General features: G+C 67.7%; 32 protein-coding genes. 25 read left to right on the top strand and 7 right to left on the bottom strand.

All coding sequences use genetic code 11. From position 1 onward, the window contains the following. Window positions 1–58: 58 nt before the first annotated feature. From coaD to queA, 3 genes are all read left to right on the top strand, one after another. On the top strand, window positions 59–568 hold the full coding sequence (gene coaD / locus GGR46_RS00485; protein WP_183993563.1) for a pantetheine-phosphate adenylyltransferase: 510 nt from the start codon (window positions 59–61) through the stop codon (window positions 566–568). A gap of 93 nt (window positions 569–661) precedes the next feature. Continuing rightward, the gene (locus tag GGR46_RS00480; RefSeq protein WP_246425856.1) at window positions 662–1,369 is read left to right on the top strand and encodes a peptidylprolyl isomerase; all 708 of its coding nucleotides are present in this window, start codon (window positions 662–664) and stop codon (window positions 1,367–1,369) included. 4 nt (window positions 1,370–1,373) lie between these two features. Next, a complete protein-coding gene (gene queA / locus GGR46_RS00475; RefSeq protein ID WP_183993559.1) occupies window positions 1,374–2,402 on the top strand; it encodes a tRNA preQ1(34) S-adenosylmethionine ribosyltransferase-isomerase QueA in 1,029 nt (342 codons plus the stop codon). A gap of 158 nt (window positions 2,403–2,560) precedes the next feature. On the opposite strand, the gene GGR46_RS00470 is transcribed toward queA, so the two are convergent. Further along, entirely contained in the window at window positions 2,561–2,818 is a 258-nt protein-coding gene (locus tag GGR46_RS00470; RefSeq protein WP_183993557.1) for an RHS repeat domain-containing protein, read from the bottom strand. Between the two features lie 172 nt (window positions 2,819–2,990). On the opposite strand from GGR46_RS00470, the gene GGR46_RS00465 reads away from it, so the two are divergent. The 8 genes from GGR46_RS00465 to GGR46_RS00430 all read left to right on the top strand — a co-directional run bounded on the left by GGR46_RS00465 (window position 2,991) and on the right by GGR46_RS00430 (window position 9,170). After that, window positions 2,991–3,326, top strand: a complete 336-nt coding sequence (locus tag GGR46_RS00465; RefSeq protein WP_183993555.1) for a hypothetical protein — start codon at window positions 2,991–2,993, stop codon at window positions 3,324–3,326. A gap of 109 nt (window positions 3,327–3,435) precedes the next feature. After that, entirely contained in the window at window positions 3,436–4,515 is a 1,080-nt protein-coding gene (locus GGR46_RS25250; protein ID WP_246425855.1) for an RHS repeat domain-containing protein, read from the top strand. A gap of 94 nt (window positions 4,516–4,609) precedes the next feature. Continuing rightward, entirely contained in the window at window positions 4,610–4,768 is a 159-nt protein-coding gene (locus GGR46_RS00455) for a hypothetical protein (RefSeq protein ID WP_183993553.1), read from the top strand. Between the two features lie 104 nt (window positions 4,769–4,872). After that, complete coding sequence (locus GGR46_RS00450; RefSeq protein WP_183993551.1) at window positions 4,873–5,394, top strand: EF-hand domain-containing protein; 522 nt, start codon at window positions 4,873–4,875, stop codon at window positions 5,392–5,394. Window positions 5,395–5,437: 43 nt separating this feature from the next. After that, window positions 5,438–6,385 carry a cation diffusion facilitator family transporter gene (locus GGR46_RS00445; RefSeq protein WP_183993549.1) on the top strand — a complete coding sequence of 316 codons (948 nt, stop codon included), beginning with the start codon at window positions 5,438–5,440 and terminating at the stop codon, window positions 6,383–6,385. Beyond that, entirely contained in the window at window positions 6,378–7,025 is a 648-nt protein-coding gene (locus GGR46_RS00440) for an HAD hydrolase-like protein (RefSeq protein WP_246425854.1), read from the top strand. The genes GGR46_RS00445 and GGR46_RS00440 overlap by 8 nt, the downstream gene beginning before the upstream one ends. A 59-nt stretch (window positions 7,026–7,084) precedes the next feature. Further along, the gene (locus GGR46_RS00435; protein WP_183993545.1) at window positions 7,085–8,155 is read left to right on the top strand and encodes a calcium:cation antiporter; all 1,071 of its coding nucleotides are present in this window, start codon (window positions 7,085–7,087) and stop codon (window positions 8,153–8,155) included. Window positions 8,156–8,237: 82 nt separating this feature from the next. After that, the gene (locus GGR46_RS00430; protein ID WP_183993543.1) at window positions 8,238–9,170 is read left to right on the top strand and encodes a bifunctional helix-turn-helix transcriptional regulator/GNAT family N-acetyltransferase; all 933 of its coding nucleotides are present in this window, start codon (window positions 8,238–8,240) and stop codon (window positions 9,168–9,170) included. Here the strand turns inward: GGR46_RS00430 and GGR46_RS00425 are convergent. Continuing rightward, window positions 9,139–9,456 carry a cupin domain-containing protein gene (locus GGR46_RS00425; RefSeq protein WP_183993541.1) on the bottom strand — a complete coding sequence of 106 codons (318 nt, stop codon included), beginning with the start codon at window positions 9,454–9,456 and terminating at the stop codon, window positions 9,139–9,141. The two genes, GGR46_RS00430 and GGR46_RS00425, sit on opposite strands and share 32 nt — an antisense overlap. 184 nt (window positions 9,457–9,640) lie before the next feature. Between GGR46_RS00425 and tgt the strand changes: the two genes are divergently transcribed. The 3 genes from tgt (at window position 9,641) to GGR46_RS00410 (ending at window position 12,581) form a co-directional block, all read left to right on the top strand. Further along, complete coding sequence (tgt, locus tag GGR46_RS00420; RefSeq protein WP_183993539.1) at window positions 9,641–10,771, top strand: tRNA guanosine(34) transglycosylase Tgt; 1,131 nt, start codon at window positions 9,641–9,643, stop codon at window positions 10,769–10,771. Window positions 10,772–10,792: 21 nt separating this feature from the next. Next, window positions 10,793–11,422 carry a cation efflux transmembrane domain-containing protein gene (locus GGR46_RS00415; protein WP_183993537.1) on the top strand — a complete coding sequence of 210 codons (630 nt, stop codon included), beginning with the start codon at window positions 10,793–10,795 and terminating at the stop codon, window positions 11,420–11,422. 115 nt (window positions 11,423–11,537) lie between these two features. After that, complete coding sequence (locus tag GGR46_RS00410) at window positions 11,538–12,581, top strand: cell wall hydrolase (protein ID WP_246425853.1); 1,044 nt, start codon at window positions 11,538–11,540, stop codon at window positions 12,579–12,581. Between the two features lie 149 nt (window positions 12,582–12,730). On the opposite strand, the gene GGR46_RS00405 is transcribed toward GGR46_RS00410, so the two are convergent. Continuing rightward, entirely contained in the window at window positions 12,731–13,105 is a 375-nt protein-coding gene (locus GGR46_RS00405) for a hypothetical protein (protein ID WP_183993535.1), read from the bottom strand. 261 nt (window positions 13,106–13,366) lie between these two features. Between GGR46_RS00405 and GGR46_RS00400 the strand changes: the two genes are divergently transcribed. Beyond that, a complete protein-coding gene (locus GGR46_RS00400; RefSeq protein ID WP_183993532.1) occupies window positions 13,367–13,648 on the top strand; it encodes a TM2 domain-containing protein in 282 nt (93 codons plus the stop codon). Window positions 13,649–13,712: 64 nt separating this feature from the next. After that, window positions 13,713–14,525, top strand: a complete 813-nt coding sequence (locus tag GGR46_RS00395) for a hypothetical protein (protein ID WP_183993530.1) — start codon at window positions 13,713–13,715, stop codon at window positions 14,523–14,525. A gap of 27 nt (window positions 14,526–14,552) precedes the next feature. Here the strand turns inward: GGR46_RS00395 and recN are convergent, their stop codons facing one another. Beyond that, window positions 14,553–16,214, bottom strand: a complete 1,662-nt coding sequence (gene recN, locus GGR46_RS00390) for a DNA repair protein RecN (protein ID WP_183993528.1) — start codon at window positions 16,212–16,214, stop codon at window positions 14,553–14,555. Between the two features lie 50 nt (window positions 16,215–16,264). Further along, window positions 16,265–17,080 (bottom strand): outer membrane protein assembly factor BamD, encoded by an 816-nt coding sequence (locus GGR46_RS00385; RefSeq protein ID WP_183993526.1) that lies wholly within the window; start codon window positions 17,078–17,080, stop codon window positions 16,265–16,267. A gap of 242 nt (window positions 17,081–17,322) precedes the next feature. Here GGR46_RS00385 and GGR46_RS00380 point away from each other — a divergent pair, with 242 nt between their 5' ends. Beyond that, window positions 17,323–18,147, top strand: coding sequence for a cupin domain-containing protein (locus tag GGR46_RS00380; protein WP_183993524.1), 825 nt, complete (start codon window positions 17,323–17,325; stop codon window positions 18,145–18,147). Between the two features lie 93 nt (window positions 18,148–18,240). Further along, the gene (locus GGR46_RS00375) at window positions 18,241–18,762 is read left to right on the top strand and encodes a glycine zipper 2TM domain-containing protein (protein ID WP_183993522.1); all 522 of its coding nucleotides are present in this window, start codon (window positions 18,241–18,243) and stop codon (window positions 18,760–18,762) included. A 73-nt stretch (window positions 18,763–18,835) separates the two neighbouring features. On the opposite strand, the gene GGR46_RS00370 is transcribed toward GGR46_RS00375, so the two are convergent. Together GGR46_RS00370 and GGR46_RS00365 are read right to left on the bottom strand one after the other, a co-directional pair. Continuing rightward, the gene (locus tag GGR46_RS00370; protein WP_425506495.1) at window positions 18,836–19,075 is read right to left on the bottom strand and encodes a hypothetical protein; all 240 of its coding nucleotides are present in this window, start codon (window positions 19,073–19,075) and stop codon (window positions 18,836–18,838) included. A 27-nt stretch (window positions 19,076–19,102) separates the two neighbouring features. Next, a complete protein-coding gene (locus GGR46_RS00365; protein ID WP_183993520.1) occupies window positions 19,103–19,696 on the bottom strand; it encodes an SOUL family heme-binding protein in 594 nt (197 codons plus the stop codon). A 147-nt stretch (window positions 19,697–19,843) separates the two neighbouring features. Here GGR46_RS00365 and GGR46_RS00360 point away from each other — a divergent pair, with 147 nt between their 5' ends. The 7 genes from GGR46_RS00360 to GGR46_RS00330 all read left to right on the top strand — a co-directional run bounded on the left by GGR46_RS00360 (window position 19,844) and on the right by GGR46_RS00330 (window position 24,687). Then, window positions 19,844–20,575: a hypothetical protein gene (locus GGR46_RS00360; protein WP_183993518.1), complete on the top strand. Its 732-nt coding sequence runs from the start codon at window positions 19,844–19,846 to the stop codon at window positions 20,573–20,575. A 71-nt stretch (window positions 20,576–20,646) separates the two neighbouring features. Beyond that, on the top strand, window positions 20,647–21,024 hold the full coding sequence (gene crcB, locus GGR46_RS00355; RefSeq protein ID WP_183993516.1) for a fluoride efflux transporter CrcB: 378 nt from the start codon (window positions 20,647–20,649) through the stop codon (window positions 21,022–21,024). Continuing rightward, window positions 21,021–22,355, top strand: coding sequence for an RluA family pseudouridine synthase (locus GGR46_RS00350; RefSeq protein WP_183993513.1), 1,335 nt, complete (start codon window positions 21,021–21,023; stop codon window positions 22,353–22,355). Before crcB ends, GGR46_RS00350 begins: the two co-directional genes overlap by 4 nt. Next, the gene (locus tag GGR46_RS00345) at window positions 22,355–22,957 is read left to right on the top strand and encodes an FMN-binding negative transcriptional regulator (protein ID WP_183993511.1); all 603 of its coding nucleotides are present in this window, start codon (window positions 22,355–22,357) and stop codon (window positions 22,955–22,957) included. Before GGR46_RS00350 ends, GGR46_RS00345 begins: the two co-directional genes overlap by 1 nt. Before the next feature lie 166 nt (window positions 22,958–23,123). Next, entirely contained in the window at window positions 23,124–23,783 is a 660-nt protein-coding gene (locus GGR46_RS00340; protein WP_183993509.1) for an HAD-IA family hydrolase, read from the top strand. Continuing rightward, window positions 23,780–24,013, top strand: coding sequence for a hypothetical protein (locus GGR46_RS00335; protein ID WP_183993507.1), 234 nt, complete (start codon window positions 23,780–23,782; stop codon window positions 24,011–24,013). Before GGR46_RS00340 ends, GGR46_RS00335 begins: the two co-directional genes overlap by 4 nt. Continuing rightward, window positions 24,010–24,687 (top strand): ATP12 family chaperone protein, encoded by a 678-nt coding sequence (locus GGR46_RS00330; protein ID WP_183993505.1) that lies wholly within the window; start codon window positions 24,010–24,012, stop codon window positions 24,685–24,687. Before GGR46_RS00335 ends, GGR46_RS00330 begins: the two co-directional genes overlap by 4 nt. The last annotated feature ends 63 nt before the right edge of the window (window positions 24,688–24,750 follow it).

Below are 24,750 nucleotides of genomic sequence, written 5' to 3'. Positions count from 1 at the left end.
CCTTGACTTGGCTTCGCACCCGCAGCACGTCCGGGGAGATCTTGCGACGAGGTACAGAATGACCACCCGCACCGGCGTCTATCCCGGCACCTTCGATCCCATCACGCTTGGCCATATGGACATCATCCGCCGCGGCGCGAAGCTGTGCGACCGGCTGGTGATCGGCGTGACCACCAACCCTTCCAAGAACCCGATGTTCACCGTCGAGGAACGGATGGAGATGGTGAAACGCGAAGTCGAGGGGATCGCGGGCGAGATCCATGTCGTCAGCTTCGATTCGCTGCTGATGGACTTTGCCGAGCGCGAGGGCGCCAGCATGATCGTCCGCGGCCTGCGCGCCGTCGCCGACTTCGAGTACGAATATCAGATGGCGGGGATGAACCAGCAGCTGAACGACCGGATCGAGACGGTCTTCCTGATGGCCGATGTCTCGCTCCAGCCGATCGCCAGCCGGCTGGTCAAGGAGATCGCCCTCTATGGCGGCGACATCCGCAAGTTCGTCTCGCCGGCGGTCAATGACGAGATGGTCGCCCGCATCGCCACGATCGGTCGCAAAGGGAGTGGTTGACGCCCCGCTATTGGGCTAGACGGTCCGATCGAGGGTGTATTCCGAGTGGGGAATTTGATGCGTTTGCTTGCCGCTGTGGCCGCTTCGGCCTTGATGATGATTGCTACCCCCGCGCTGGCCCAGGGTGGTGGCGGAAAGGCTCCCAAGCCGGCTGCCGAGCCGCTCAAGGGCGTGAGCGCGGCCGATGTGAACAGCATCTACCCCGCCGTGGTCCCCGCCGATCCGGCCGAGACCTGGGTGCTCGACCTGTCGACCGGCGGCCGGGTGCTGATTCGCCTGCGCCCCGATGCCGCGCCCAAGATGGTCGAGCGCATCAAGACGCTCACCCGCCGCCATTTCTATGACGGCCTGAGCTTCCACCGCGTGGTCGACGATCCCTATTACATGGCGCAGGGCGGCGACCCCAAGGGTGACGGCACCGGCGATTCGGACCTGCCCAACGTGCCGGCAGAGTTCAACAACCTGCCCCACACCCGTGGCACCGTCGCCGCCGCCCGCCGCGGCGCGCCCGACAATGCCACGCCGGCGCAGAAGGCCGATGCCGAGAACAGCGCGAACAGCCAGTTCTACATCATGATGATGCCGAAGCTGGCCTTCGACCACGACTATACCGTGTTCGGCCGCGTCGTCGGCGGCATGGAGTGGGTCGACAAGATCCAGCGCGGCGAGCCGCCGGCGAACCCGACGCGGATCGTCCACGCCTATATCCAGTCCGACAATCCCCCGCCCTATTCGAACCTGCCGGCCGCCGCTCCCAAGGCGCTGCCGCCGGGCGAGGTGAAGGCGACGCTGCCGCAATAATCCGGTGAACGTCGACCTTTTCGATTTCGAGCTGCCGAACGACCGGATCGCGCTGCGCCCTGCGGCCCCGCGCGATTCGGCCCGTTTGCTCGTGCTCGACGGCCCCGAGGCCACGCGCGACCTCCATGTCCGCGACCTGCCCGGCCAGCTGCGCGCCGGCGATTGCCTGGTGTTCAACGACACCCGCGTGATCCCCGCCCAGCTAGAGGGCGTGCGCGGAGAGGCGAAGATCGGGGCCACGCTCCACAAGCGCGAGGGGCCGCGCCGCTGGCGCGCCTTCATCCGCAACGCCAAGCGGCTGCGCGACGGCGACACGATCGATTTCGGCCAGAGCGTGACGGCCATCGCCGGCGACCGGGCCGAGGACGGCAGCTTCGCGCTCGACTTCCAGGGCGACGAGCCGGTCGAGCTGCTGCTCGAGCGCTGCGGCCGCATGCCGCTGCCGCCCTATATCGCCTCCAAGCGCCCGACCGACGCGCGCGACGCGGACGATTACCAGACGATGTTCGCGAACGAGCCCGGCGCCGTCGCCGCGCCCACCGCAGCGCTGCACTTCACGCCGGAACTGCTGGCGGCGCTCGACGCGGCCGGCGTGGCCCACACCACGCTGACGCTCCATGTCGGCGCGGGCACCTTCCTGCCGGTCAAGGCCGAGGACACGGCGGACCACAAGATGCACGCCGAATGGGGCCGCATCGACCAGGCCACCGCCGACCGCCTCAACGCCGTCCGCGCCGCCGGCGGCCGGGTAATCGCAGTGGGCACCACCAGCCTGCGCCTGATCGAAAGCGCTGCAGGCGAAGACAAGATCATCCGCCCCTTCGAGGGCGACACCGCGATCTTCATCACCCCGGGCTATCGCTTCAAGGGGATCGACGGGCTGGTCACCAACTTCCACCTGCCGCGCTCGACGCTGTTCATGCTGGTGTCGGCGCTGATGGGGCTCGACCGGATGCAAGCGGCGTATGCGCATGCGATCGCCGAGGGGTATCGGTTCTATTCCTACGGGGATGGCTCGCTGCTTCTGCCGTGAAAGTGGCTTGCGCCCATGGGACGCCATCGAGATCCGTACCCGCCATTACCGCTTCACCTATGCGAAGGTCGACAAGATCGGCCTCTCTTGCACGCCCGTTACCGGATTCAGGCGGGGTGCCAGGGGCATCACCAAGGCCGGAGCCGCGAAGAGGCGGACTAGCGAAGCGGGATTACGGTCAAGCCCTTGAGCGGCACGACAATCGCGATCGGATGGCTCTCTACCGTCACATTCTGGCGATTCCCTGCCGGATCATAGCGATAGTCGGACTTTGTCTTGAGCCTCGCATCTTCCTGGACAGTCACCTTCACCAGGCGACCCAACACATCATACTCGTAGACGGTCTTTTCCTCGACCGATTGAGCATGAACCGCTGCCGGCAAAAGACACAAGGCCATCGACAATGAGAATTTCATGGCCACCTCCGATTCCGCCCAACGCATTGCGAGCCCGCACACGCTATCACACTCTACCCGGGGAACAATTCATCCCGCAGAGTGTCAAATATTTCTTTTACGAAACGATTTTTCATACCCCTGTCGCATTCGCTTTGCTAGCATCGAAGGAACAGACAACGAGGACGGCGAGATGAAGAAAACCCTGCTGAACGCCGCCGCCGCGGCCCTACTCCTTCTCCCGCTTGGGACTGCAACCGCCTCCGATCAAAAGCCGGGAAAGGTGACATCTGTGCAGCAGACACTGAACCGCTTTTTCTTCTACACAAATGGAACGCGGACGGCTCGGCCTTCTTGCGATTGCTGCGGCAGATGGGAGATTGACGCCAATACAGCAGCTGGGCAGGCTCAAATCTCGATCGTGCTCACAGCCTATGCGACGCAGCGCACCCTGGAGGTTGCAGGCACGGGCAGTTGCGTAGGCGGCGCAAACGACACCGAAGGCGTGAACATTTTGATTGCGACCTAGGGTAACGCCAGCGGCCCGCTACATCGCACAGCGCCCCATCCAGCGCGCCGACCGCAGAGAGCTTCGAGGAGCGGTTCACCGAAAGGGAACCGCCCCCAGAGAGACGATCATGACCAGGATACTGATATACGCGGCTGCGTTGGCTTTGGGTCTTTGCTCGATATTGTCGCAGCCCGCCAAGGCCGCGACCGTCAACGCAACGTCGGTACAGCCAACGCTGATCGGGGCAGTCGTGGCAGGCAAGGCCTATCGCATCACTGCCAGCGGCATCGCGAACCTGTGCACCGGCTGCAACGGCGGGCAGGGCCTCACCTTTGCCGCCAATGGCAGGCCAACGGGACCGTTTGCCGCGCCCTATGCCCCCTTCTACCCCAATGGTCTCGACTATGATCCCTCCCAGGGATCGACTGCATATGGCATTGGCGGCCCACAGAAACTCTACGGCGCGCTTCTCGGAACGTTCAATGCCGGCGCGTCAGGCCCCGGCGACTATTTCACCATTGGGGCTTCATTTGCTTTCGTCGCGAGCACATCCGGCAATCTATATGCGAAGATCAATGATTGCTGTGATGGAGATAATGCGGGCGGTTATACTGTAACGATCAAGGAAATAGTCAGCGTCAGCGGATCGACCGCGCCGACATTTCTCGGAAACGTCGTGGCCGGAAGAGCGTACCGCATCACCGCCAGCGGCGTCGCGAACCTCTGCGTGAGTTGCAACGGCGGGCAGGGCCTGACCTTCATTGCCGACGGAAGGCCGACCGCTCCCTTCGCAGCCCCCTATGCGCCATTTTATCCTAACGGCCTGGATTATGACCCGTCCCAAGGGCCAGCGGCCTACGGCGTTGGCGGACCGCAAAGGCTCTACGGCCTGCTGCTGGGGACGTTTACTCCGAGCCCCCAAAGCTATGCCGATTATTTTCCGATCAGTGACAGCTATTTGTTCACGGCAAGCACGTCCGGCCCCCTTTACGGCATGATCAACGATTGCTGTTACGGAGACAATTCGGGCGCATATGCAGTCGAACTCGTCGAATCCGGTGAAACGACTTCATTTACCTATGACGCCCTCGGCCGTCTTGTTCAGACAAGTCATTCCGGGGGAAGTCCGAATGGCGTCACCAGCATCTACAGCTTCGACAAGGCGGGCAACCGAACTCACGTAACCGTCACCGGGCCCCAGCCGTAGAGCGCGCGTGTTGTCAGCGCCCGCCGCCTGGGGCGTCGCGCCCGCGGATTCGACGCGGTAACGCCCCGCCTGGGGCCGCCGCCTGCTGCATACGATGCCCAATACCCGCTTCGTCGAGATACTCGGCCAGGGCCATGGCACGATGTTCAATCGCTGCAGCGGCATGCTGGCGATGGCCTTCCCCCACGATCCGGCCGCGCCGCTCGATCTGGATTGCACGACAAAGGCGACCGGACCGATCTTCCGGGAATAGACGTGGCGAAGATCGGACATGCGGCGCCGCACCTTCGCCACAGATTGCAGCTTGGGTGACGGCGCGGTAGCGGTCCTCTTCACTGCCGAGTCGGAAGGATTTCCATGCGTTTGCTGCTTGCCCTTGCGACGTTGATCGCGACGCCCGCCTTTGCGCAGGGCCAGCTCTCGATACCGACGCCGCAACAGGATGGTGCGCAGATCGGCGTCAGCACCCGCCAGCAGCCCGCCTTCACCGTGATCGTCGAGCCGGCCGCGATGATGATCGCCGCGTTCGACGCGGACGGCGACGGCAAGGTCACCCGCGCCGAGTTCGATGCCGGGCTCAGGCGCAGCTTCGACGCGATCGATACCCGGCACCAGGGCTGGCTCGGCTATATCGCCTATTCGGACTGGCAGGAGCGCTGGATGGGTGACCGCAACACCGTGCCCAGCCCGTTCGAAGTGGACCGCGACGGCGACAACAAGATCAGCTTCGCCGAGATCGCGGAGCGCTTCGACCTGCTCTTCACCCGCTTCGATGCCGACAAGAACGGCGTGCTCGAGCGCAAGGAGCTCGTCACCATCCGTCCGCAGGTGAGCGGCCCGGGCACGGGCAAGGGCAAGAAGGGCCGCCGCCCGAATTGATGTCCTAGCATCACATGCCGCGACCCGGCTAAGAGCGGAAACGATGGCCGCGCATCACGACCATAATCACAGCCACCATGGCCACGGCCATCACGGCCACAGCCACGCGCCCGCGGACTTCGGGCGCGCCTTTGCCATTGGCACCGCGCTGAACCTGGCGTTCGTCGCGATCGAGGGCGCGGCGGGCTTCCTCACCCATTCGATGGCGCTGCTGGCGGATGCGGGGCACAACCTCTCCGACGTGCTCGGGCTGTTGATCGCCTGGGGCGGCGCCGAGTTGGCCAAGCGCCCGGCCTCGCCGCGCTTCACCTATGGCCTGCGCGGCTCCTCGATCCTCGCCGCGCTGGCCAATGCCGTGCTGCTGTTCGTCGCGGTGGGCGCGATCCTGCTCGAGACGATCCAGCGCCTCCAGGAGCCGCGCGACGTACCGGGCATGACGGTGATGCTGGTCGCCGGCGCCGGCATCGTCGTCAACCTGTCGACCGCCCTGCTCTTCGCCCGTGGGCGCAAGGGCGACGTCAACATCCGCGGCGCCTATCTCCACATGGCGGCGGACGCGGCGGTCTCGGCCGGCGTGGTGATCGGCGGCGGGCTGATCCTGCTCACGGGCGCCGACTGGATCGATCCGGTGATCAGCCTGCTCATCGTTGCCGTGATCCTGTGGAGCAGCTGGGGACTGTTCACCGAATCGCTGACCATGGCGCTGCAGGCGGTGCCGAAGGGAATCGATTCGGAAGCGGTGGAGGCCGCGCTCGCCGCACTGCCCGGCGTCAGTCGCGTCCATGATCTCCATATCTGGCCGATGAGCACCACCGAGGCGGCGCTCACCGCGCATCTGGTCATGCCGGGCGGCCATCCGGGCGATGCTTTCCTCATCGCGCTGCAACATCGGCTGGCGCACGACTTCAGGATCGATCATACGACCGTCCAGATCGAATTGGGGGACGGGGCCGAATGTCGGATGCATGGGAATGGACACGCGCATGACTAGTGCGTCGCCCATCCGCCTGGTTATCTTCGATTTCGACGGCACGCTCAGCGACAGCGGCGACTGGTTCCTGTCGGTCGTCGACGAGTTGGCGCGCAAGTTCCGGTTCCGCACCGTCCGGCCGGACGAAGTCGACATGCTGCGCCACAAGAGCTCGCGCGAAGTGATCGAGTTCCTCGGCATCTCGAAGTGGAAGCTGCCGCTGATCGCGCGCTATCTGCGCCGGCTGGTCGGCCGCAACGCGCACGAGATCGAGCTGTTTCCCGGCACCCCGGACCTGCTCGAGCAGATCGCCGCGACCGGCGTGAAGATCGCGCTGGTCACCTCCAACGCCGAGGACAACGCGCGCAAGATCCTGGGCCCGGTGCACGCCGCGCGGATCGACTGCTTCGCCTGCGGCTCCTCGCTGTTCGGCAAGGCGCCCAAGTTCCGCCGCGTGCTCAAGAAGATGGGCGTGAGGCCCCACGAGGTGCTGGCGATCGGCGACGAGACCCGCGACGTCGATGCGGCGCGCGAAGTCGGCATGCGCGCCGGATCGGTGCTGTGGGGCTATGCGGCCGAGGAACTGCTCACCGCGATGCAGCCCGACGTGATGTTCCGCACGCCGCAGGACATCATCGAGTATGTCGCCGCGCATCGATAGGGCATCGCGCGGACCAAGCGAGCGTTGAACTCGCCTGCCCGACCTGTAGAGTGACGGGCATGGAGCGATTGCGTTGGACCTGGATCTGGCTTCCCCCCTTTGCGGGCGCGGCCAGCCTGTTGTTCGGAGGCGCGGCCTCCATTCCGACATTGCTGCTCGGCATCGTCCTGATCGTCACCGTGCTCGCCGCGGTCCATCATGCCGAGCTGATCGCGCACAAGGTGGGCGAGCCATTCGGCACCTTCCTGCTCGCGCTCGCCGTGACGGTGATCGAGGTCGGGCTGATCCTCACGCTGATGCTGCAGGGCAAGGCGGGCGCCGAGACGCTGGCGCGCGACACGGTCTTCTCCGCGGTGATGATCATCCTCAACGGGCTGCTCGGCGCGTTCATCCTGGTCGGCGCGCTGCGCCATCATGAGCAGAGCTTCCAGCAGGTCGGCGTCAGCGCCTCGCTCGCTACGCTCTGCACCCTCACCGTGCTGACCCTGGTCCTGCCCAATTTCGCGGCGGCCGAGCGCGGCCCCTATTATGCGCCGTCGCAACTCGCCTTCGTCGCGATCGTGTCGCTGCTGCTCTACCTGACCTTCGTGATGGTCCAGACGGTGCGGCACCGCGGCTATTTCCTCCCGCCAGGCGGGGAAGCCGCCGAGGAGGAACATGCCGCACCGCCGACGAACCGCCAGACGCTGATCTCGGGCGTGCTGCTAATCGCCTGCCTGGTCGAAGTGGTGCTGCTCGCCAAGGCGCTGGCGCCGGCGATCGAGGATGGCGTCGCCGGTGCGGGCCTGCCGCATGCGGTGGTCGGCGTGGTGATCGCGGCCCTGGTACTGCTGCCCGAGAGCGTCGCGGCAGTGCGCGCGGCGATGGCCAACCGGCTCCAGACCAGCCTGAACCTGGCCCTCGGCTCGGCGCTGGCGACGATCGGCCTGACCATTCCGGCAGTGGCGATGCTCTCGCTGGTCCAGGGCCTGCCGCTGGCGCTCGGCCTCGATTCCAAGGGCATCGTGCTGCTGTCGCTGACCCTGCTGGTCACCACCCAGTCGCTCGCCACCGCGCGGACGACGGTGCTGCAGGGCGTGGTCCATCTCGTCATCTTCGGGGTGTTCGTCTTCATCACTCTGGTCCCCTAAGCTCGCTAAGGTGGCGCCGGCGAATGCTTCATCGCACCGATATACTTGACTCAATCAACTATATCGGTGCACCTTCCTGCCCATGGAACATGCCGTCGATCAATTCCGCGCCTTCAACCGGGCGCATACGCGCTTCGCCGCGGTGCTCGCTCCACACTATATGGACTCGGAAATGGGCGTCGCCGAAGCACGGCTGCTCTACGAGATCGCCCGGCGCCAGCCCGTGCTGGCGAGCGAACTTCAGGAGACACTCGGACTGGATGCCGGCTATGTCAGCCGGGCGGCCAAGCGCTTCGAGGATCGCGGCTGGATCGCCCGCGAGCGCGACGCGCAGGACGCCCGCCAGCGCCCGATCGCCCTGCTTCCCGCCGGCCAGGCGACCTTCGACGCGCTCGACGAGGCGACCCGTGCGCACAGCCGCCGCCAGCTCGAATCGCTCGGCCCGGGCGGCGGCGCGCTGCTCGGTCACTATCTCGAATCGGCGCGGGCACTGATCGAGGGCGGCGCGGATGCCTGGTCGATCCGCACGCTACGCCCCGGCGACATGGGCGCGATCGCGAGCCGCCAGTCGATCCTCTATGCCGAGCATTTCGGCTGGGGCCGGCCCATGGAGCTGCTCCTCAACGACGTCACCACTCGCTTCCTGCGCGACTTCCAGCCGGAGCGCGAGCAATGCTGGGTCGCCGAGCGCGGCGGCGAGATGCTCGGATCGGTGATGCTCGCCGATGGTGGCGACCGCGTCGCCAAGCTGCGCCTGCTCTATGTCGAGTCCTGGGCGCGCGGGCTGGGCATCGGCGAGGCGCTGGTCCAGCATTGCATCCAATTCGCCCGTGAGGCCGGCTATCAGCGGCTCGAGTTGTGGACGCACACCATATTGACGAGCGCGCGGCGGATCTATGCGGCGCATGGCTTCGAGCTGGTCTCGACCGAGGAGCATGACCGGTTCGGCGAGCCGATCATGGGGGAGACCTGGTCGCTCGATCTCAATCCAGATGCACCGCCAGCCACACCGTAGGACGATCCTTCGCCGTCCAGGTGACCCAGTGCTTCCGGCCCTTCTCGATCAGCAGGTGATCGCCGGGGCGTAGCTCGACCTCGGCCGAGCCCTCGACCCGCAGCCCCGCCGCGCCCTCCACCAGCAGCACCCATTCATCCCAGTCCTGCACCATCGGTTCGTCCTCGGGCGTTACCTGACCCTGAGAGACGATGCGCTCGATGCGGATGCCGGGGCGATGCAGCAGCTCGGTGAAGACTTCGCCCGCGCTGGCATCGGGCAGGTCGGCGAGGAGATTGGCGGTCATTCCTGTTCCTAATTTCCCTCTCCCGTTGGGAGAGGGAGGGAGCCGACGCAGTCGGCGGAAGGGTGAGGATCGAGAGGCAGAGCCACCCTCACCCTTCCCACTCGCTACGCTCGCGGGCCCCTTCCCTCTCCCAATGGGAGAGGGAGAGTGGACTTCGCGCCTCTCTCGCGCCAAGGCAACTCCCATGCCCCGCTTCGAGTTCACCATCCACGCCACCGACGGCAAGGCGCGCCTCGGCACCATCGCCATGCAGCGCGGCGAGATCCGCACGCCCGCCTTCATGCCCGTCGGCACCGCCGCCACCGTCAAGGCGATGAAGCCGCAGGACGTCCGTGCCGCCGGCGCCGACATCATCCTCGGCAACACCTATCACCTGATGCTGCGCCCCGGCGCCGAGCGCGTCGCCCGGCTCGGCGGCCTGCACAAGTTCATGGGCTGGGATCGCCCGATCCTGACCGATTCGGGCGGCTACCAGGTGATGAGTCTGGCCGACCTGACCACGCGCAGCGAGGAAGGCGTCGCTTTCAAGTCGCACCTCGACGGCTCGCGCCACATGCTGAGCCCCGAGCGCTCGATCGAGATCCAGCGCCTGCTCGGCAGCTCGATCACCATGGCGTTCGACGAGCTCGTCCCCACCACCTCGACCCGCGAGGTCCAGGCCGCAGCGATGGAGCGATCGATGCGCTGGGCGAAGCGCAGCCGCGACGCCTTCTTCGCCGCCGAGGAGCATGCCGCGCACAACGCGATCTTCGGCATCCAGCAGGGTGCGCTCGACGAAGGGCTGCGCAAGGCCAGCGCCGACGCACTGCTCGACGTCGGCTTCGACGGCTATGCCGTGGGCGGCCTGGCGGTCGGCGAAGGCCAGGAAGCGATGTTCGGGGTGCTCGACTTCGCACCGGGCCAGCTCGATCCCGCCAAGCCGCGCTACCTGATGGGCGTGGGCAAGCCCGACGACATCGTCGGTGCGGTGGAGCGTGGCATCGACATGTTCGATTGCGTGCTGCCCACCCGCAGCGGGCGCACCGGCCAGGCCTTTACCCGCACTGGCCCGATCAACATCCGCAACGCCAGGTTCGCCGAGGACCAGGGCCCGCTCGACCCGGCCTGCCCCTGCCCGACCTGCGCCAACTGGAGCCGTGCCTATCTCCACCATCTCGTCCGTGCCGGCGAGATCCTGGGCGCGATGCTGATGACCGAGCATAATATCTGGTTCTACCAGGTGCTGATGCAGGACCTGCGCGACGCCATCGCCGCGGGCCGGCTGACCGAATTCGCGAACGGCTTCCGCGCTTCCTATTACAGCACGAAGGCCTAGGCTGGCCGCAGGAGGTTCGAGATGGCCGAACATTGCTGCTCCGCCAAGAGCAAGGAACTCGAGCGGCTCGCCGTCCAGGCCGAGCAACGCCGCGTGCTCACCATCGTTCTGGTGATCAACGCCGCGATGTTCTTCCTCGAATTCGGGGCAGGCGTGATCGCCGGCTCCGCGGCGCTGATGGCCGATGCGGTCGACATGCTCGGCGACGCGCTGGTCTATGGGCTCAGCCTCTATGCGCTGGCGCGCAGTGATCGGTGGAAGGGCGGCGCGGCGCTGGCCAAGGGTGTGTTCATCCTTGCCTTCGGGATAGGCATCCTGATCGACATCGCGATCAAGCTGCAAAGCGGCATTCCGCCTTCCTCCACGCTGATGCTCGGTTTCGGCACGCTTGCGCTGGCCGCCAATCTGCTCTGCCTACGCCTGTTGTGGCGCTTCCGCGCGCAGGATGTGAACATGGCCAGCACCTTCGAATGTTCGCGCAACGACGTGGTGTCGAACATCGGCGTGCTCGTGGCGGCGGGCGGCGTGGCGCTGTTCGCATCGCCCTGGCCCGATATTCTGGTGGGCGCCGCCATCGCTGCCCTGTTCCTGCGCTCGGCATTCAGCGTGATCCGCAGCGCATTGCCCGCGCTGCGCACCGCTCAGGGTTAAAATTACCTTTACCATCAAGTGTTTCGCTGCGGGACACGGTGGAATCCGGGGGCGAAGCTCGTCCTGAAATACGCTATGCCGCGCACGGGCAAGGGGCCCATGGGGTGGCGTAACTTTGTTCTGGCGGCGTTTCTCGAAGATGCAGGCGCGGGGGTTCGCCGCGGCGATCGTCGCGTCGCTGATCGGCGCCGGCTTCTCCGCACAGGCACTCGCCCCCGCCCAGCCGCGCAAGGCCGAGCCGAAACCGGTCGCGGTCGGCTATGAGGCCGAGGATCATTTCCCCGGTGCCGCCTTCTACTATGCCGTCGATGACGATGCCGCGGTCGGCGCCGGCACGACCGGCACCACCACCCTGCCCGATCTGCCGATTCCCGCCGATGCGGTCGACACGGTGGACGGATCGATCCAGCCGGCCCAGCCCTTCCGCCTCGCCGGCACCGGGCTCGACAAGTCGCGCGCGCTCCAGTGCCTGACCACGGCGATCTATTACGAGGCGGCGAACGAGCCGACCGACGGGCAGCGCGCGGTGGCGCAGGTGATCCTCAACCGCGTGCGCCATCCCGCCTTTCCCGCAACGGTATGTGGAGTCGTGTTCCAGGGATCGGAGAAGCGCGGCTGCCAGTTCAGCTTCGCCTGTGACGGCGCGATGGCGCGCGCGCCGATGCGCTCGGCCTGGGACCGCGCCGCGAAGGTCGCCGCCGCCGCGCTTTCGGGCCAGGTGTTCGGCGCGGTGGGCGAGGCCACGCACTATCACACCTATGCCGTCACCCCGTCCTGGAACCGCAGCCTGGTGATGACCGGCGTGTTCGGCGCGCATTTCTTCCATCGCTGGAAGGGCTGGTGGGGCACCGCCGCCGCCTTCCGCCAGGCCTATCGCGGCGGCGAGCCGCTGCCCGAGCCGCATGCACGGGTGGACCTGGCCGAGCTGGCCGCACCGGTGGTGCCGATGCCGGTGCCGATGCCCGCGCCGGTGGCCGTCCCCGGCAAGAGCGCCGCACCCATCGCCACCCCGCGCGAGACCATCCAGCCGGCCTATGCCCAGAGCGGCACGCCGATCGGCGGCTATGTGCCCAGGGCCGCGCCGAGCGCCTCGCCGATGGACCAGGGCGAATCGCAGATCCTCGACAAGTGGAAGGACAGCGGCAAACCGCTGCGGTGAGGGGCTGGCCGTATCGATCCTCCCCGCCAGGGGGAGGATTCTCGAATGCCGCTACACCTCCCCCAGACAGCAACGGGCCCCGCATTGCGGCGGGGCCCGTCCTGGTCAGGTTCCCCAAAGGGGGCGGAAAGGGAACCCGTCAGCTTGTCTTACCAGCGACCGGGACGGCCAGGGCGATTGTCGCGATCGTGCTTCTCGACGCGGACCCGTGCCGACAGGGCATCGAAGCGGCGATCCAGGTCACGGCGCTCGGCGAGCGTCAGGCCCGGACGCGAGCGGCGATACTGGGCCTCGAGCCGCGACAGGCTGTTGAGATCGGCACGGAGGCGCGCCGCCTCGCCCCGGGTCAGCGCGCCCGAGCGGACGCCCTGGTCGATCCGGAGATCGAGATTGGCCTGGCGCGAATTGATGCTCTGCCATGCCTGGAAGGCGGGCGCCGGGTGCGGCGCGGCCATCGCGGCGGTCATCGGAACGGCCGAGACGGCGATGCCAAGTCCGGCGAGCATCAGGGTGAACTTCTTCATGTCTACGCTCCTCTTCAAAAAACCGGGCCGTCCCTGCGGCCTGAACCCGGTTATGGGCATGGCCTGTCGCAGCCTTGTCCCCGGACCCGTGCTTTTGTGTCGCAAGCTGTGACGACGCGGAGAGTTCCGTTCATCTTCGAGGGATGGAGTCCCCCATGCGATGACCCGAAGCGGCGCAATTGGCCGGCAACGGGCCGGGGGAATCGATTGACGGGCGCGCGGCGGCCCCTAGATTCCGGGGACGAAACGAAGAGGACCATGATGACGATCTCGGTTGCCGAAATGAGCCTGGTCGAGCAGCGCGTGGCCAATGACGGGCCGAACATCGTGGTGGCCTATCTGTTCTGGTTCTTCCTGTGGTTCGTCAGCGCGCACCGTTTCTATCTGGGCCGCCCGGTTTCGGCGATCCTGCAGATCCTGTCCTATTTCATCCTGATCGGCTTCGTCTGGGTGTTGATCGACATCTTCCTGATCCCCGGCATGATCCGCGAGAAGCAGAACGAGATCCGCGACAACATGATGCGCGTCCTGACCAAGGGCTGACCTCGCCGCGTTGACTGCGCGATTACCTGCGATATTCTGCAGATGACCAAGGGGGAGCAGTCGCATGCCGTATCGTCACGCACACTGGTTCCTGCTCGCGATATTCCCGCTCGCCGCGCTCGCCTTCTGGCCCGGCTATCTCGCCACGATCGGCACCGCTCCGCTGCAGATGCACGCGCACGGCGTGACCGCGACGCTGTGGCTGCTGCTCCTGATCGCGCAGAGCTGGACGATCCATACGGGCCACAATGCGCTGCACCGCGCGCTCGGGGCTTGGAGCCTGGCGCTGTTCCCGCTGTTCCTTGCCGGGGGATCGATGATCTTCCTCGGCATGGCGCAACGCTATGTCGAGGCGCCGTCGCCCTTCTATCCGATGTACGCGCCGGGCCTGGCCTGGATCGATATCCTCTCGGTCGCCGCCTTCGCCTGGTGCTATTATGCGGCGCTGCGCACGCGGCGGCAGGTCCAGCTCCATGCGCGCTACATGCTGGCGACGGTGCTCTTCCTGCTGCCCCCGATCCTCGGCCGGCTCGCCCCGATCCTGCCGCCGCTGGGCATCGGCGGGCCGGAGGATTTCTGGAAGCTCGGCATCGGCTTCCAGCTCGGCAATGCGATCACCGCGGCGATCGCCTTCGGCCTGGCGCTGCGCAGCGGACGCCATGGCCGCCCGTTCTTCCTTGCCGGTGCGGCGATCGTGCTCGGCGGGTTGCTCTTCCAGTTTCTCGGGCCGCTTCCGGCATGGCGGCAGCTGTTCGCCCAGTTCGCCGGGCTGCCACCGATGCCGCTTGCCCTGGCGGCGGGGCTGGCCGGCGCGGGGATCGGCTATGCCGGCTGGATTGGCGGGCGCCGCCCGATCGCACGTGAGATGGCCGCCTAGCTTCCATTCCCATTCAAGGGAGGGCGTTCAGGCCGCGATCAGCCGCTCGGCCTGGGCCCTTGCCTCGTCGGTGATCTCGGCGCCCGAGAGCATGCGGGCGATCTCCTCGCGGCGCTGGGCGGCATCGAGCGGGGTGACGCCGGTGCGGGTTACCGTGCCGTCATGGCTCTTGGCGATGAGCAGGTGCTGCGCGCCCCGCGCCGCGACCTGCGGGCTGTGCGTCACCACCAGCAGCTGCGCGCTGTCCGCCAGCCGGGCGAGCCGCTCGCCGATCGCGCTGGCGACCGCGCCGCCGACGCCGCGATCGATCTCGTCGAAGATCAGCGTACGCGCCCCACCCTCTTCTGCCAGCGCCACCTTCATCGCCAGGATGAAGCGCGACAGCTCGCCGCCCGAGGCGATCTTGACCAGCGGCGCGAAGGGCGCACCGGGATTGGTCGAGACTTCGAACTCGACCCGGTCCATGCCGAAGCTCGACCAGTTCGCTTCTTCCTGCGGATCCACCACCGTGCGGAAACGCGCGGCGTCCAGCTTGAGCGGCTTCAATTCGGTCGCCACCGCCGCATCCAGCCGGGCCGCGGCCAGGGTGCGGTTCGCGGAAAGGGTCTTCGCGGCTTCGGCATAGACGCGGTGCGTCTCCACCACCGCCGCTTCGAGCCTGGCGATCCCTGCCCCGCCGCTCTGGACCCGTTCCAGCCGGCCCGAAAGTTCCTCGAGCAGCGCGGGCAGTTCGTCGGGCTGGACGCGATGCTTGCGGGCGATGCCGCGCAGCTCGAACAGCCGCGCCTCGTCCGCCTCCAGCGCGGCGGGATCGAAGGCGAGCGCCTCGGCCGCACTGTCGACCTTGTCCTGCGCCTCGGCCGCCTCGGTGATCGCACGGTCGATCGCGGCGAGCGCCTCGGCCAGCGCCTCGTGATCCTCGGCGATGCGCTCGAGCACCCGCGCCGCCTGGCGGAGCTGGCTCAGCCCGCCTTCCGAACCGTCGAGCAGCTCGGCGATGCCCTGCAGCTCGCTGGCGATCTTCTCGCCGCGCTGCATGCTCGCCCGGCGCTCTGCCAGCGCTTCCTCCTCGCCGGCCTCGGGCGCGAGCGCGCGCAGCTCGGCGACGGCATGTTCCAGCCATTCGCGGTCGCGCTCGGCAACGTCCTGCTCGGCCCGCGCCACCGCCAGCGCCGCCTCGGCATCGCGCCACGCCCGGTGCGCGATCGCCACCGGCCCCGGATCGCAGCGCCCGAACGCGTCGAGCAGCGCCCGGTGGCCGCGCGAATTGAGCATGCCGCGATCGTCGTGCTGGCCGTGGATCTCGACCAGATGGGGCGCCAGCTCGCGCAGCAGGCCTGCCGAGGCCGGCTGGTCGTTGAGGAAGGCGCGGCTGCCGCCATCGGCCTTGACGATGCGCCGCACGATCAGCGGCTCGCCCGGCTCCAGCTCGAGCCCGTTCTGGTGGAAGATATTGGCGATCTCGCTGTCCCGCGCCGGCGGCTCGAAGCTGGCGGTGACCACCGCCTGCGTGGCGCCATTGCGGACCAGCCCGGTCTCGCCCCGCGCGCCGAGCGCCAGGCCGAGCGCGTCGAGCAGGATCGACTTGCCCGCTCCGGTCTCGCCGGTGAGCACGCCCAGACCGGCGCCGAACTCCAGGTCCAGCGCCTCGATCAGGACAACGTCGCGTATGGCCAGCGCGGTCAGCATGCGCCGCCTCTATCGCAGGAACTTAACGGGAACGAAAGCCCGGACGAGCATCAGCTCGCGGGCTTGGCCGCCGTCTGGGCCTGCTGGAGCTTGCCCTTGTTCTCCTGCATCAGCTTGTAGGCGTGCTCGTACCAGTCGGTGCCGGGATAGTTGGCGCCGAGCACCGCCGCGGCCTTGTTCGCTTCCTCGGGCACGCCGAGCGCGAGATAGGCTTCGGTCAGGCGCATCAGCGCCTCGGGCGCGTGGGTGGTGGTCTGGTACTGGTCGACCACCGTGCGGAAGCGCAGCGTCGCCGCCAGCCACTGGCCGCGGGTCTCGTAGAAGCGGCCGATCTCCATTTCCTTGCCGGCGAGGTGATCGCGGACAAGGTCGATCTTCAGGCGCGCATCGGCGGCGTACTTGGTGTTCGGATAGCGGCGGGTGAGCTCGCCCAGCGAATCGAGCGCCTGCTGGGTGATCTTCTGGTCGCGCTGCACGTCGCTGATCTGCTCGTAATAGCTCAGGCCGATCAGGTAATAGGCATAGGGCGCGTCGCGGTTGCCCGGGTGGACGGCGAGGAAGCGCTGCGCCGACGAGATGGATTCGGTGTAGTCGCGGTTCAGATAATAGCTGAACGCGCCCATCAGCTGCGCGCGGCGCGCCCAGACCGAATAGGGGTGCTGGCGCTCGACTTCGTCGAACAGCGCCGCGGCCAGCTTGTACTGGTGCTGGTCGAGCTTCTGCTTGGCAGTGGAATAGAGCGTGCCGACGTCGCGCGCGACATAGGGAAGGTCCTTGCCACCGCTCTTCTTGGCGCAACCGGCCATCGAGAGGGCGAGGACCGGAAGCAGGGAGAGCGCGAGCGCGCGAGTGGTGGAAGTACGCATGGGCGGGGGTCTTAGCGCGGTCGCGTGGCTTCAAACAATCCTTTTCGCGGCCTCTTTGTGTCATTGCCGCACCAGCCCGCTCCCCCACCCGGCCTCCCACAAGATACTGCCGATGGGAGGCCGGGTGGGGGAGCGGGCTGGTGCGGCCAATCAACAAGAACGCACCGCCAATCAGCAATTGCGGCGGGAGCCACGAGGGGGCATGCGCGTTTGACCCCCGAACCGTTTTCACGAGGTATTTTGTGACCGCTACCCTGCTTGCCACCCACCGCGTCGAGAAGCCCTGGGGCCGTCACACCCTGTGGCCGGGCTTTGCCGATCCCGCCGCCGATGGCGAGCCGGTGGGCGAGATCTGGTTCCAGACGCCGGGCAACAGCACCCCCGACCTGCTGATCAAATATCTCTTCACCAGCGAGAAGCTGTCGGTGCAGGTCCACCCGACCGACGAGCAGGCGCATGCCGCCGGGCTGCCGCGCGGCAAGGACGAATGCTGGGTGATCCTGGCGGCCGAACCCGATTCGACGATCGCGCTGGGCACCAAGGAACCCACGGATCGCGAGACCCTGCGCGCCGCCGCGCTCGACGGCTCGATCGAGCATCTGCTCGACTGGAAGCCGGTCAAGGCCGGCGACTTCTTCTATTCGGGCTCGGGCACGATCCACGCGATCGGCGCGGGGATCACCCTGGTCGAAGTGCAGCAGAACAGCGAGACCACCTATCGCCTCTATGACTATGGCCGCCCGCGCGAGCTGCACCTCGATGCCGGCATCGAGGTGTCCGAGCCGGTGCCCTATGTGCCGCACCCGATGCCGGGCCGCGTCGCCGACGACCGGGTGATCCTGGTCGAAGGCCCGAAGTTCGTGCTCGAGCGCTGGGAAGGCGGCAAGCGCAACCTGACCGTGCCCGCGGGCGTCACCGGCTGGCTGATCCCGCTGCGCGGCGAAGGCGTGGTCGACGGCGTCGCCTTCCAGGCCGGCGAATGCGTGACGATCGAGGGCAGCGCCGAGCTGCATGCCGAGGCGGGCAGCGACCTGCTCTTCGCCTATCCCGGCGACACGCGCATCTGACGCATGGCTGGTGCGTGAACGGGAGGTAGTTTTCCGTTCACGCAACCCGTCCCGTTCCGGTACGTTGGTCTTCTGGAAACAAGGAGAGACTCCATGCGTATCCTTCTAGCCGCAGTCATCGCCAGCGCCGGCCTCGCCGCCGTTCCGGCCGTCGCCGCCTCCGGCGCGCCGCTCGCGATCGCGGCCACCAGCGCGGGTGTGACGCAGGACTGGCGCGATCGTGACCGCCACGACCGCCGCGACCGCTATGATCGCCGCGATCAGCGCAACGACCGCGAGTGGCGCCGCGATTATCGCCGCTATCGCAACTACGACTATAACCGCCTGCCCCCGGGCGAGCGTTACTACAACCCGTCGGACTATTATCGCGACGGCCGCTATTATCGCGAGCGCCGCCTGAGCCGGAACGACCGCGTCTATCGCGGCAATGACGGCCGCTATTATTGCCGCCGCTCGGACGGCACGACCGGCCTGATCGTGGGCGGCGTCGCCGGCGGCCTGCTCGGCAATTCGCTGTCGAACGGTCGCAACGCCACGCTCGGCACGCTGCTCGGCGCGGCCGCAGGTGCGGCGATCGGCTCGTCGGTCGACCGCGGCGACGTCCGCTGCCGCTAAGGGCTCACGCCCAAAAGCTTGCCACGCAGGCAGAGAGGGGCCCGGTGGAAACGCCGGGCCCTTTTCGTTGGGATCAGAAGATGAAGCCGCCCAGCCACAGGCGGAGGAAGCCGACGCCGGCCACGACGATGTTGAGGTTGCGCCCGGCATTCGAGTCCGAAAGCGCACCCAGCGCCAGCCCGACCACGGCGATCGGGATCACCAGATAGTTGAGCCACCCGAGCAGGGGGATCAGCGCGATCAGCATGAGCGGCAGGGCGATGATCCCGACAAGGATCGAGAGCAGGTTCAGCATGCCGTCGTCATATCCCATCGTAAGTGTGTTATCAACATATAACAGTCAGGCGGCGAGCGGGATCATCACCTCGGTGCGGCGCAGGCGCGCGGGCGTGAAGGGCGAGTTGTAGAAGGCATGCTCCACCGGCCCCGCGGCGCGCAGGCCGTGGGCGCCGATCCAGGCGCGCAGCTCCGCCTCATAGGCGTCGAGCGCGCCTTCGCTGTCCACGCCGTTGAAGCGCAGCGCGGCGATCCGGCGAGCGGGCAGCGAACGCAGGCGGACGCCGTCGCGCGGATCGGGCAAGGTATCGATACTCGCATGCGGCGGCATCACGAAGCGGGTGCGCCAGCCGCGCCCGTCCTCATCGCCGTCGGACAGCACCGGCACGGTCATCGGCAGGCGCCCGCCGGCGCGGTCCTTGCCGAAGACATAATCGGCGAGCCGGGTGAAGCCGACCGAGAGCGCCGCCTGGCGCAGCCCCGGCACTACCGCTTCGGCGACGAGCAGCCGCGGATAATCGCGCACGCTGAACGCGCCGTCGCGCGCCACCGTATCGAATTCCGCTTCGTCCTCGGGCTTGAAGAGCAGGGCATATCCGATGCCCGCGGCAATGGCGACAGCGACGCCGGCACCGACCAACTTCCCGTTCAGATGCATGCCTACCCCTTTACTCCACGAGGCAATACGCACCGATCCGTCCGGGGTTCCGTTCATGGTTAACGCGGGAACGGGCGGGAATCCACCCTTTCCCAAAGCCTTCCTTAACCTTCCTCGGGCATGAGAAAGCGCCAAAGGAGCGTGTGAATGGCCCGCAATTACTTCCTGATGCTTGCCCTGCCCCTCGCACTCGCGGGATGCGGCAGCCGTGGCAGCCTGGGGGACGTCGCCGACACGGAGAGCGGCAACGCCGCCGATCCGGCGCTGGCCAGCGCGCTGCAGGACCAGATCATGGTCGACCCCCAGCTCGGCCGCCAGGCCAATGGCGACGCGATCCGTCCCCCCGGCCAGCCCTATTCGGGCGGCGTGCCGAACGACAATGTCGCGGCGAATGGCAGCAAGGTCGACAATGGCCAGCTGCTCAAGACCCCGGCCCCGACCCAGACGACCAAGGAGTGCACCCAGTGCGCCGCGGCGCGCGAGTCCGTGACGCTGGGCGGCCTCGCCGCGCGCCAGAAGGATCCGAAGAGCAACCAGTGCGCCGCCTCGCTGCAATATGCCGCGGGCTGGGCGCAGCGCCTGCCCAGGGACCTGCCGCTCTATCCCCAGGCCCGCGTCACCGAAGCCGCGGGCAGCACCGCCGGCGCCTGCCAGCTGCGCGTGGTGAGCTTCTCCTCGCCCCAGCCGATGCAGGTGATGCTCGACTGGTACTACACCAGGGCGGTCCGCGCCGGGTACACCGGCGAGCACCAGGTCGACGGCAAGGAGCATATCCTCGGCGGCACCCGCGACAAGGATGGCGGGGCGTACGTCCTGTTCCTGACCGCCCGCTCCGACGGCGGGACCGACATCGACATGGTCGCGAACAACGGGATCTAAACTCCTCCCCGTTCCGAGGAGGAATTAACGAGAAGGTTCCCCTCTCCCCGATTCCGCGCTAACCGCTCGGGATGCCAGCCCTTCTCCTCGTCATGCTCGGCGGCGCCTTCGGTTCCGCGGCGCGCTACCTGACCGGCAAGCTCACGCTCGCCTGGTTCGGGCCCGACTATCCCTGGGGTACGCTCGCCGTGAACCTGATCGGCGGCTTCCTGATGGGCATGCTCGCGGGCACCCTCGCCAGGATCGGCCAGGGCGGCGAGCCATGGCGCCTGCTGATCGGCGTCGGCGTGCTCGGCGGCTACACCACTTTCTCCGCCTTCACCCTCGACCTGATGAACATGGTCGAGCGGGGCGACTGGGGCCTCGGCCTCGGCTATATCTTCGCTTCGGTCCTCGGTTCGGCGCTCGCGCTGTTCGCGGGCCTCAGCCTATTGCGAGCAATTCCATGACCCCCCCGAAAGCCCAGGACGCCGTCCGCCAGTTCACCGTAAAGCCCGATGACGACGGCATCCGGCTGGATCGCTGGTTCAAGCGGCATCTGCCCGACACCAGCTTCAACCTGGTCTCGCGCTGGGCGCGCACCGGCCAGCTTCGCGTCGACGGCGCGCGCGCCAAGCCCGGCGACCATGTCAGCGAGGGTCAGGTGATCCGCGTGCCCCCGGCCGAGGCGCCGTCGCCCGACAAGCCCGCCCGTCCGAAGCGCGTGCGCGTCGTCAATCTGAGCGCGGAGCAGATCGATTTCGCCCGCTCGATGGTGATCCACCAGGACGATGCGGCATTCGTGCTCAACAAGCCCCCGGGCCTGGCGACGCAGGGCGGCACCAAGACCACCGAGCATGTCGACGAGCTGCTCGACGCGCTCCAGTACGACATGGAGAGCCGTCCCAAGCTGGTCCACCGGCTCGACAAGGATACGTCGGGCGCGCTGCTCATCGCCCGCACCGCCCGCGCGGCAGCCGCCTTCTCGAAGAGCTTCTCGAGCCGCACCGCGCGCAAGGTCTATTGGGCGCTGGTCGTCGGCATGCCGAGCATCGAGGACGGCATGATCGAGCTGCCGATCGGCAAGCAGCCGGGCACCGGCGGCGAGAAGATGCAGGTCGACGAGAAGGAGGGCTCGCCCGCCCGCACCCGCTACCGGGTGATCGCCCGCGCCGGCAATCACGCCGCCTGGGTTGAGCTCCAACCTTTCACCGGGCGCACCCACCAGCTGCGCGTCCACATGGCGGCGATCGGCTTCCCGATCGTCGGCGACGGGAAGTATGGCGGGCCCGAAGCCTTTCTGACCGGCGGCATCAGTCGCAAGATGCACCTCCACGCCCGCCGCCTCCGCGTCGATCATCCCGATGGCGATCGGATCGACGTACGCGCGGCGCTGCCGCACCATTTCGCCGAATCGCTGCGCACGCTCGGCTTCGAAGAGGCTGAGGGCGACGCGCTTCCGCTCGACGACGGTCCCCCGCCGATGACCAAGGAGCAGCTCAAGGCCAATGCCCGCGCGCATGCCAAGTCGGTGCGCAAGGAGCGCCGCGGCGAACGGCGCGGTCGCGGCGAAGGCCCGATCGGCGACAAGCCCGCACCGCGCAGCGGTGGCAAGCCGAGCACGCGCAAGGCGCCGGCAACCGCCGCCGCCAAGCCCGGTGCCCGCAAGCCCGTCGGTGCCAAACCGGGCGGCGCGCGGCCCGGCACCGCGAAGCCCGGCGGCAAGCCGGCGCCGCGCGGCGCTGCCCGTCCCGGCCCGCGCACCGGCGGAGACAAGCCCCGCGCGCCCCGGGGCCGCTGATGCACCCGCATCCGGCCTTCCGCTGGGAGGACCGCCCGGCGATCCGCGATCTCGTGCGTGAGACCGGCTTCGGCGCGCTGTTTGCCGCGACGCCCGACGGGCCACGCGTCGCGCACGTGCCCGTGGTGTGGCTGGACGACGACACGCTCGGCTTCCACCTCGCCCGCGGCAACGGCCTCGCCCGGCACCTCGACGGCGCCACCGGCCTGTTCAACCTGCAGGGGCCGGACGCCTATGTCAGCCCCGACTGGTACGGCACCGGCCCGGACGAAGTACCGACCTGGAACTATGTCGCGGTCGAGCTCGAGGGCCGGGTGAGCCGCACCGACGAGGCCGGGCTGGTCGCGATCCTCGATGCGATCAGCCACGAGCAGGAACGTCGCCTCGCCCCCAAGCCCGAATGGACGCTGGGCAAGGTCGATCCCGCCAAGACAGCGAAGCTGCTGACTGCGATCATCGGCTTCCGGCTCGATATCCAGGCCTGGCGCGGTACGCTCAAGCTCGGCCAGAACAAGCCTGACGCCGCGCGCCTCTCCGCGGCCGACGCGCTGGAGACGCAGGGCCGCCGCGCGATGGCCGCGCTGATGCGGGGGGCGAAATGAACGCACCCCGTCAAGTTCCTCCCCGAGCTTGTCTCGGGGAGGGGGACCATTCGCGCAGCGAATGGTGGAGGGGCCGCCGCAATGCGGCGGTAACCCGCCGCGCCCCTCCACCACCGCCTTCGGCGGCGGTCCCCCTCCCCCAGCAAGCTGTGGGAGGAATTTGAGCATGAACCGCCTCGCCGTATTCGATTGCGATGGCACGCTCGTCGATTCGCAGATCAACATCTGCCGCGCGATGGAGGCGACCTTCGATGCGCACCGCCTCGCCCCGCCCGACCGCAATGCCATCCGCCGGATCGTCGGGCTCAGTCTCGTCCCCGCGATCGCGCGGCTGCTGCCCGAGGCCGAGCCTGCGCTGCACGAAGCGATGGCGGAGGAGTACAAGCGCGCCTTCCACGCGATGCGCGCCTCCGCCGCGCTCGATCCCGAACCGCTCTATGACGGCATCATCGAGACGATCGAGGCGCTCGACGCTGCCGGCTGGCTGCTCGGCGTCGCCACCGGCAAGTCCGATCGCGGGCTTCGCCTGATCCTCGAGCATCACGGCCTGCACAGCCGCTTCGTCACGCTGCAGACCGCCGATCGCCACCCCTCCAAGCCCCACCCCGCGATGCTCGAGCTCGCCATTGCCGAGGCCGGCGCCGCGCCCGAGACCACCGCGATGATCGGCGACACCAGCTTCGACATGGCGATGGCGCGGGCCGCTGGCACCCATGCCGTTGGTGTGCTATGGGGATACCACACGTCCGAGGAGCTGCTCGGCGCCGGCGCCCACCATGTCGCCGATCATGCCAGCCAGCTCTTCGCGCATCTGGAGCGGATATGACCGAGGCCGAACAGCTGGCACGCAAGCGCTATTACATCATCGTCGCGGTCAACATGCTCGGCACCGCCGGCGCCGTGCTCGGCCTGCTCGTCGCGGGACGCGCACCGAATTACGGCGTCACCGTCTTCGGGGGTGCCATCCTGCTCGCATCGCTCTATTTCATGGCGGTGGTGCCGCGCTTCCTCGCCCGGCGCTGGAAGACCCCCGTGGAGGCCACACCCGAAGCATGAAGCGTTTCTGGAAGGAAGTCAGCGTCGAGAACGGCCAGGTGGCGCTCGACGGCAAGCCGGTGCGTACCCCCGATCGGGCGCCGCTCGCCCTGCCCACCCCCGCGCTGGCCGAGGGGGTGGCGGAAGAATGGCGCGCCGTGGGCGAGACGCTCGATCCACGCGCGATGAAGCTCACCGGGCTCGCCAATGCCGCGATCGACAAGATTTCTGCCGATCCCGCACCCTTCGCCCAGGGCCTGGCCGCCTATGGCGAAAGCGATCTGCTCTATTATCGCGCCGAGGATCCCGAGCCGCTGGTGCTGCGCCAGGCCGAGGCCTGGGACCCGCTGCTCGACTGGGCACGCAGCCGCTACGACGTGCATTTCGAGACCGCGACCGGCGTGATCCACAAGGCCCAGCCCGAGGCGACGATCGCCCGGCTGGCCGAGGCGGTGCACGCGCTCGACCCCTTCCACATCGCGGGCCTCTCCCCGGTGGTGACGATCAGCGGCTCGCTGGTCGGCGCGCTGGCGCTGCTGGAGGGCGCGATTCCCGCAGAGGGGCTGTGGCAGGCCGCGCATGTCGACGAGCTGTGGCAGGCCGAGCAATGGGGCGAGGACGAGCTTGCCCTGGCCGCACGGGACAATCGCCGGACGGACTTCCTGGCGGGGGTCAGATTCCTGGGGCTGCTGTAATTAATTCCTCCCCGAGCTTGTCTCGGGGAGGGGGACCATTCGCGCAGCGAATGGTGGAGGGGC

The sequence above is a fragment of the Sphingomonas kyeonggiensis genome (assembly GCF_014196745.1).
Classification (GTDB): Bacteria; Pseudomonadota; Alphaproteobacteria; order Sphingomonadales; family Sphingomonadaceae; genus Sphingomonas; species Sphingomonas kyeonggiensis.
The sequence above is the reverse complement of the archived record's forward strand: the minus strand, read 5'-3'. Positions and strand labels throughout refer to the sequence as shown.

Excerpts from the sequence above, each read along its gene's own strand:
- GGR46_RS00335 (WP_183993507.1), top strand. The coding sequence starts at position 23,780 with ATGACCGAGGCCGAACAGCTGGCACGCAAGCGCTATTACATCATCGTC.
- GGR46_RS00370 (WP_425506495.1), bottom strand. The coding sequence starts at position 19,075 with ATGGGATATGACGACGGCATGCTGAACCTGCTCTCGATCCTTGTCGGG.
- GGR46_RS00350 (WP_183993513.1), top strand. The coding sequence starts at position 21,021 with ATGACCCCCCCGAAAGCCCAGGACGCCGTCCGCCAGTTCACCGTAAAG.
- GGR46_RS00415 (WP_183993537.1), top strand. The coding sequence starts at position 10,793 with ATGGCCGAACATTGCTGCTCCGCCAAGAGCAAGGAACTCGAGCGGCTC.
- recN (WP_183993528.1), bottom strand. The coding sequence starts at position 16,214 with ATGCTGACCGCGCTGGCCATACGCGACGTTGTCCTGATCGAGGCGCTG.
- crcB (WP_183993516.1), top strand. The coding sequence starts at position 20,647 with ATGCCAGCCCTTCTCCTCGTCATGCTCGGCGGCGCCTTCGGTTCCGCG.
- GGR46_RS00450 (WP_183993551.1), top strand. The coding sequence starts at position 4,873 with ATGCGTTTGCTGCTTGCCCTTGCGACGTTGATCGCGACGCCCGCCTTT.
- GGR46_RS00395 (WP_183993530.1), top strand. The coding sequence starts at position 13,713 with ATGCCGTATCGTCACGCACACTGGTTCCTGCTCGCGATATTCCCGCTC.
- coaD (WP_183993563.1), top strand. The coding sequence starts at position 59 with ATGACCACCCGCACCGGCGTCTATCCCGGCACCTTCGATCCCATCACG.
- GGR46_RS00440 (WP_246425854.1), top strand. The coding sequence starts at position 6,378 with ATGACTAGTGCGTCGCCCATCCGCCTGGTTATCTTCGATTTCGACGGC.
- GGR46_RS00435 (WP_183993545.1), top strand. The coding sequence starts at position 7,085 with ATGGAGCGATTGCGTTGGACCTGGATCTGGCTTCCCCCCTTTGCGGGC.
- tgt (WP_183993539.1), top strand. The coding sequence starts at position 9,641 with ATGCCCCGCTTCGAGTTCACCATCCACGCCACCGACGGCAAGGCGCGC.
- GGR46_RS00360 (WP_183993518.1), top strand. The coding sequence starts at position 19,844 with ATGGCCCGCAATTACTTCCTGATGCTTGCCCTGCCCCTCGCACTCGCG.
- GGR46_RS00345 (WP_183993511.1), top strand. The coding sequence starts at position 22,355 with ATGCACCCGCATCCGGCCTTCCGCTGGGAGGACCGCCCGGCGATCCGC.
- GGR46_RS00400 (WP_183993532.1), top strand. The coding sequence starts at position 13,367 with ATGACGATCTCGGTTGCCGAAATGAGCCTGGTCGAGCAGCGCGTGGCC.
- GGR46_RS00365 (WP_183993520.1), bottom strand. The coding sequence starts at position 19,696 with ATGCATCTGAACGGGAAGTTGGTCGGTGCCGGCGTCGCTGTCGCCATT.
- GGR46_RS00405 (WP_183993535.1), bottom strand. The coding sequence starts at position 13,105 with ATGAAGAAGTTCACCCTGATGCTCGCCGGACTTGGCATCGCCGTCTCG.
- GGR46_RS00455 (WP_183993553.1), top strand. The coding sequence starts at position 4,610 with ATGCCCAATACCCGCTTCGTCGAGATACTCGGCCAGGGCCATGGCACG.
- GGR46_RS00340 (WP_183993509.1), top strand. The coding sequence starts at position 23,124 with ATGAACCGCCTCGCCGTATTCGATTGCGATGGCACGCTCGTCGATTCG.
- GGR46_RS00330 (WP_183993505.1), top strand. The coding sequence starts at position 24,010 with ATGAAGCGTTTCTGGAAGGAAGTCAGCGTCGAGAACGGCCAGGTGGCG.
- GGR46_RS00445 (WP_183993549.1), top strand. The coding sequence starts at position 5,438 with ATGGCCGCGCATCACGACCATAATCACAGCCACCATGGCCACGGCCAT.
- GGR46_RS00465 (WP_183993555.1), top strand. The coding sequence starts at position 2,991 with ATGAAGAAAACCCTGCTGAACGCCGCCGCCGCGGCCCTACTCCTTCTC.
- GGR46_RS00385 (WP_183993526.1), bottom strand. The coding sequence starts at position 17,080 with ATGCGTACTTCCACCACTCGCGCGCTCGCGCTCTCCCTGCTTCCGGTC.
- GGR46_RS00470 (WP_183993557.1), bottom strand. The coding sequence starts at position 2,818 with ATGAAATTCTCATTGTCGATGGCCTTGTGTCTTTTGCCGGCAGCGGTT.
- GGR46_RS00480 (WP_246425856.1), top strand. The coding sequence starts at position 662 with ATGATGATTGCTACCCCCGCGCTGGCCCAGGGTGGTGGCGGAAAGGCT.
- GGR46_RS25250 (WP_246425855.1), top strand. The coding sequence starts at position 3,436 with ATGACCAGGATACTGATATACGCGGCTGCGTTGGCTTTGGGTCTTTGC.
- GGR46_RS00430 (WP_183993543.1), top strand. The coding sequence starts at position 8,238 with ATGGAACATGCCGTCGATCAATTCCGCGCCTTCAACCGGGCGCATACG.
- GGR46_RS00375 (WP_183993522.1), top strand. The coding sequence starts at position 18,241 with ATGCGTATCCTTCTAGCCGCAGTCATCGCCAGCGCCGGCCTCGCCGCC.
- GGR46_RS00425 (WP_183993541.1), bottom strand. The coding sequence starts at position 9,456 with ATGACCGCCAATCTCCTCGCCGACCTGCCCGATGCCAGCGCGGGCGAA.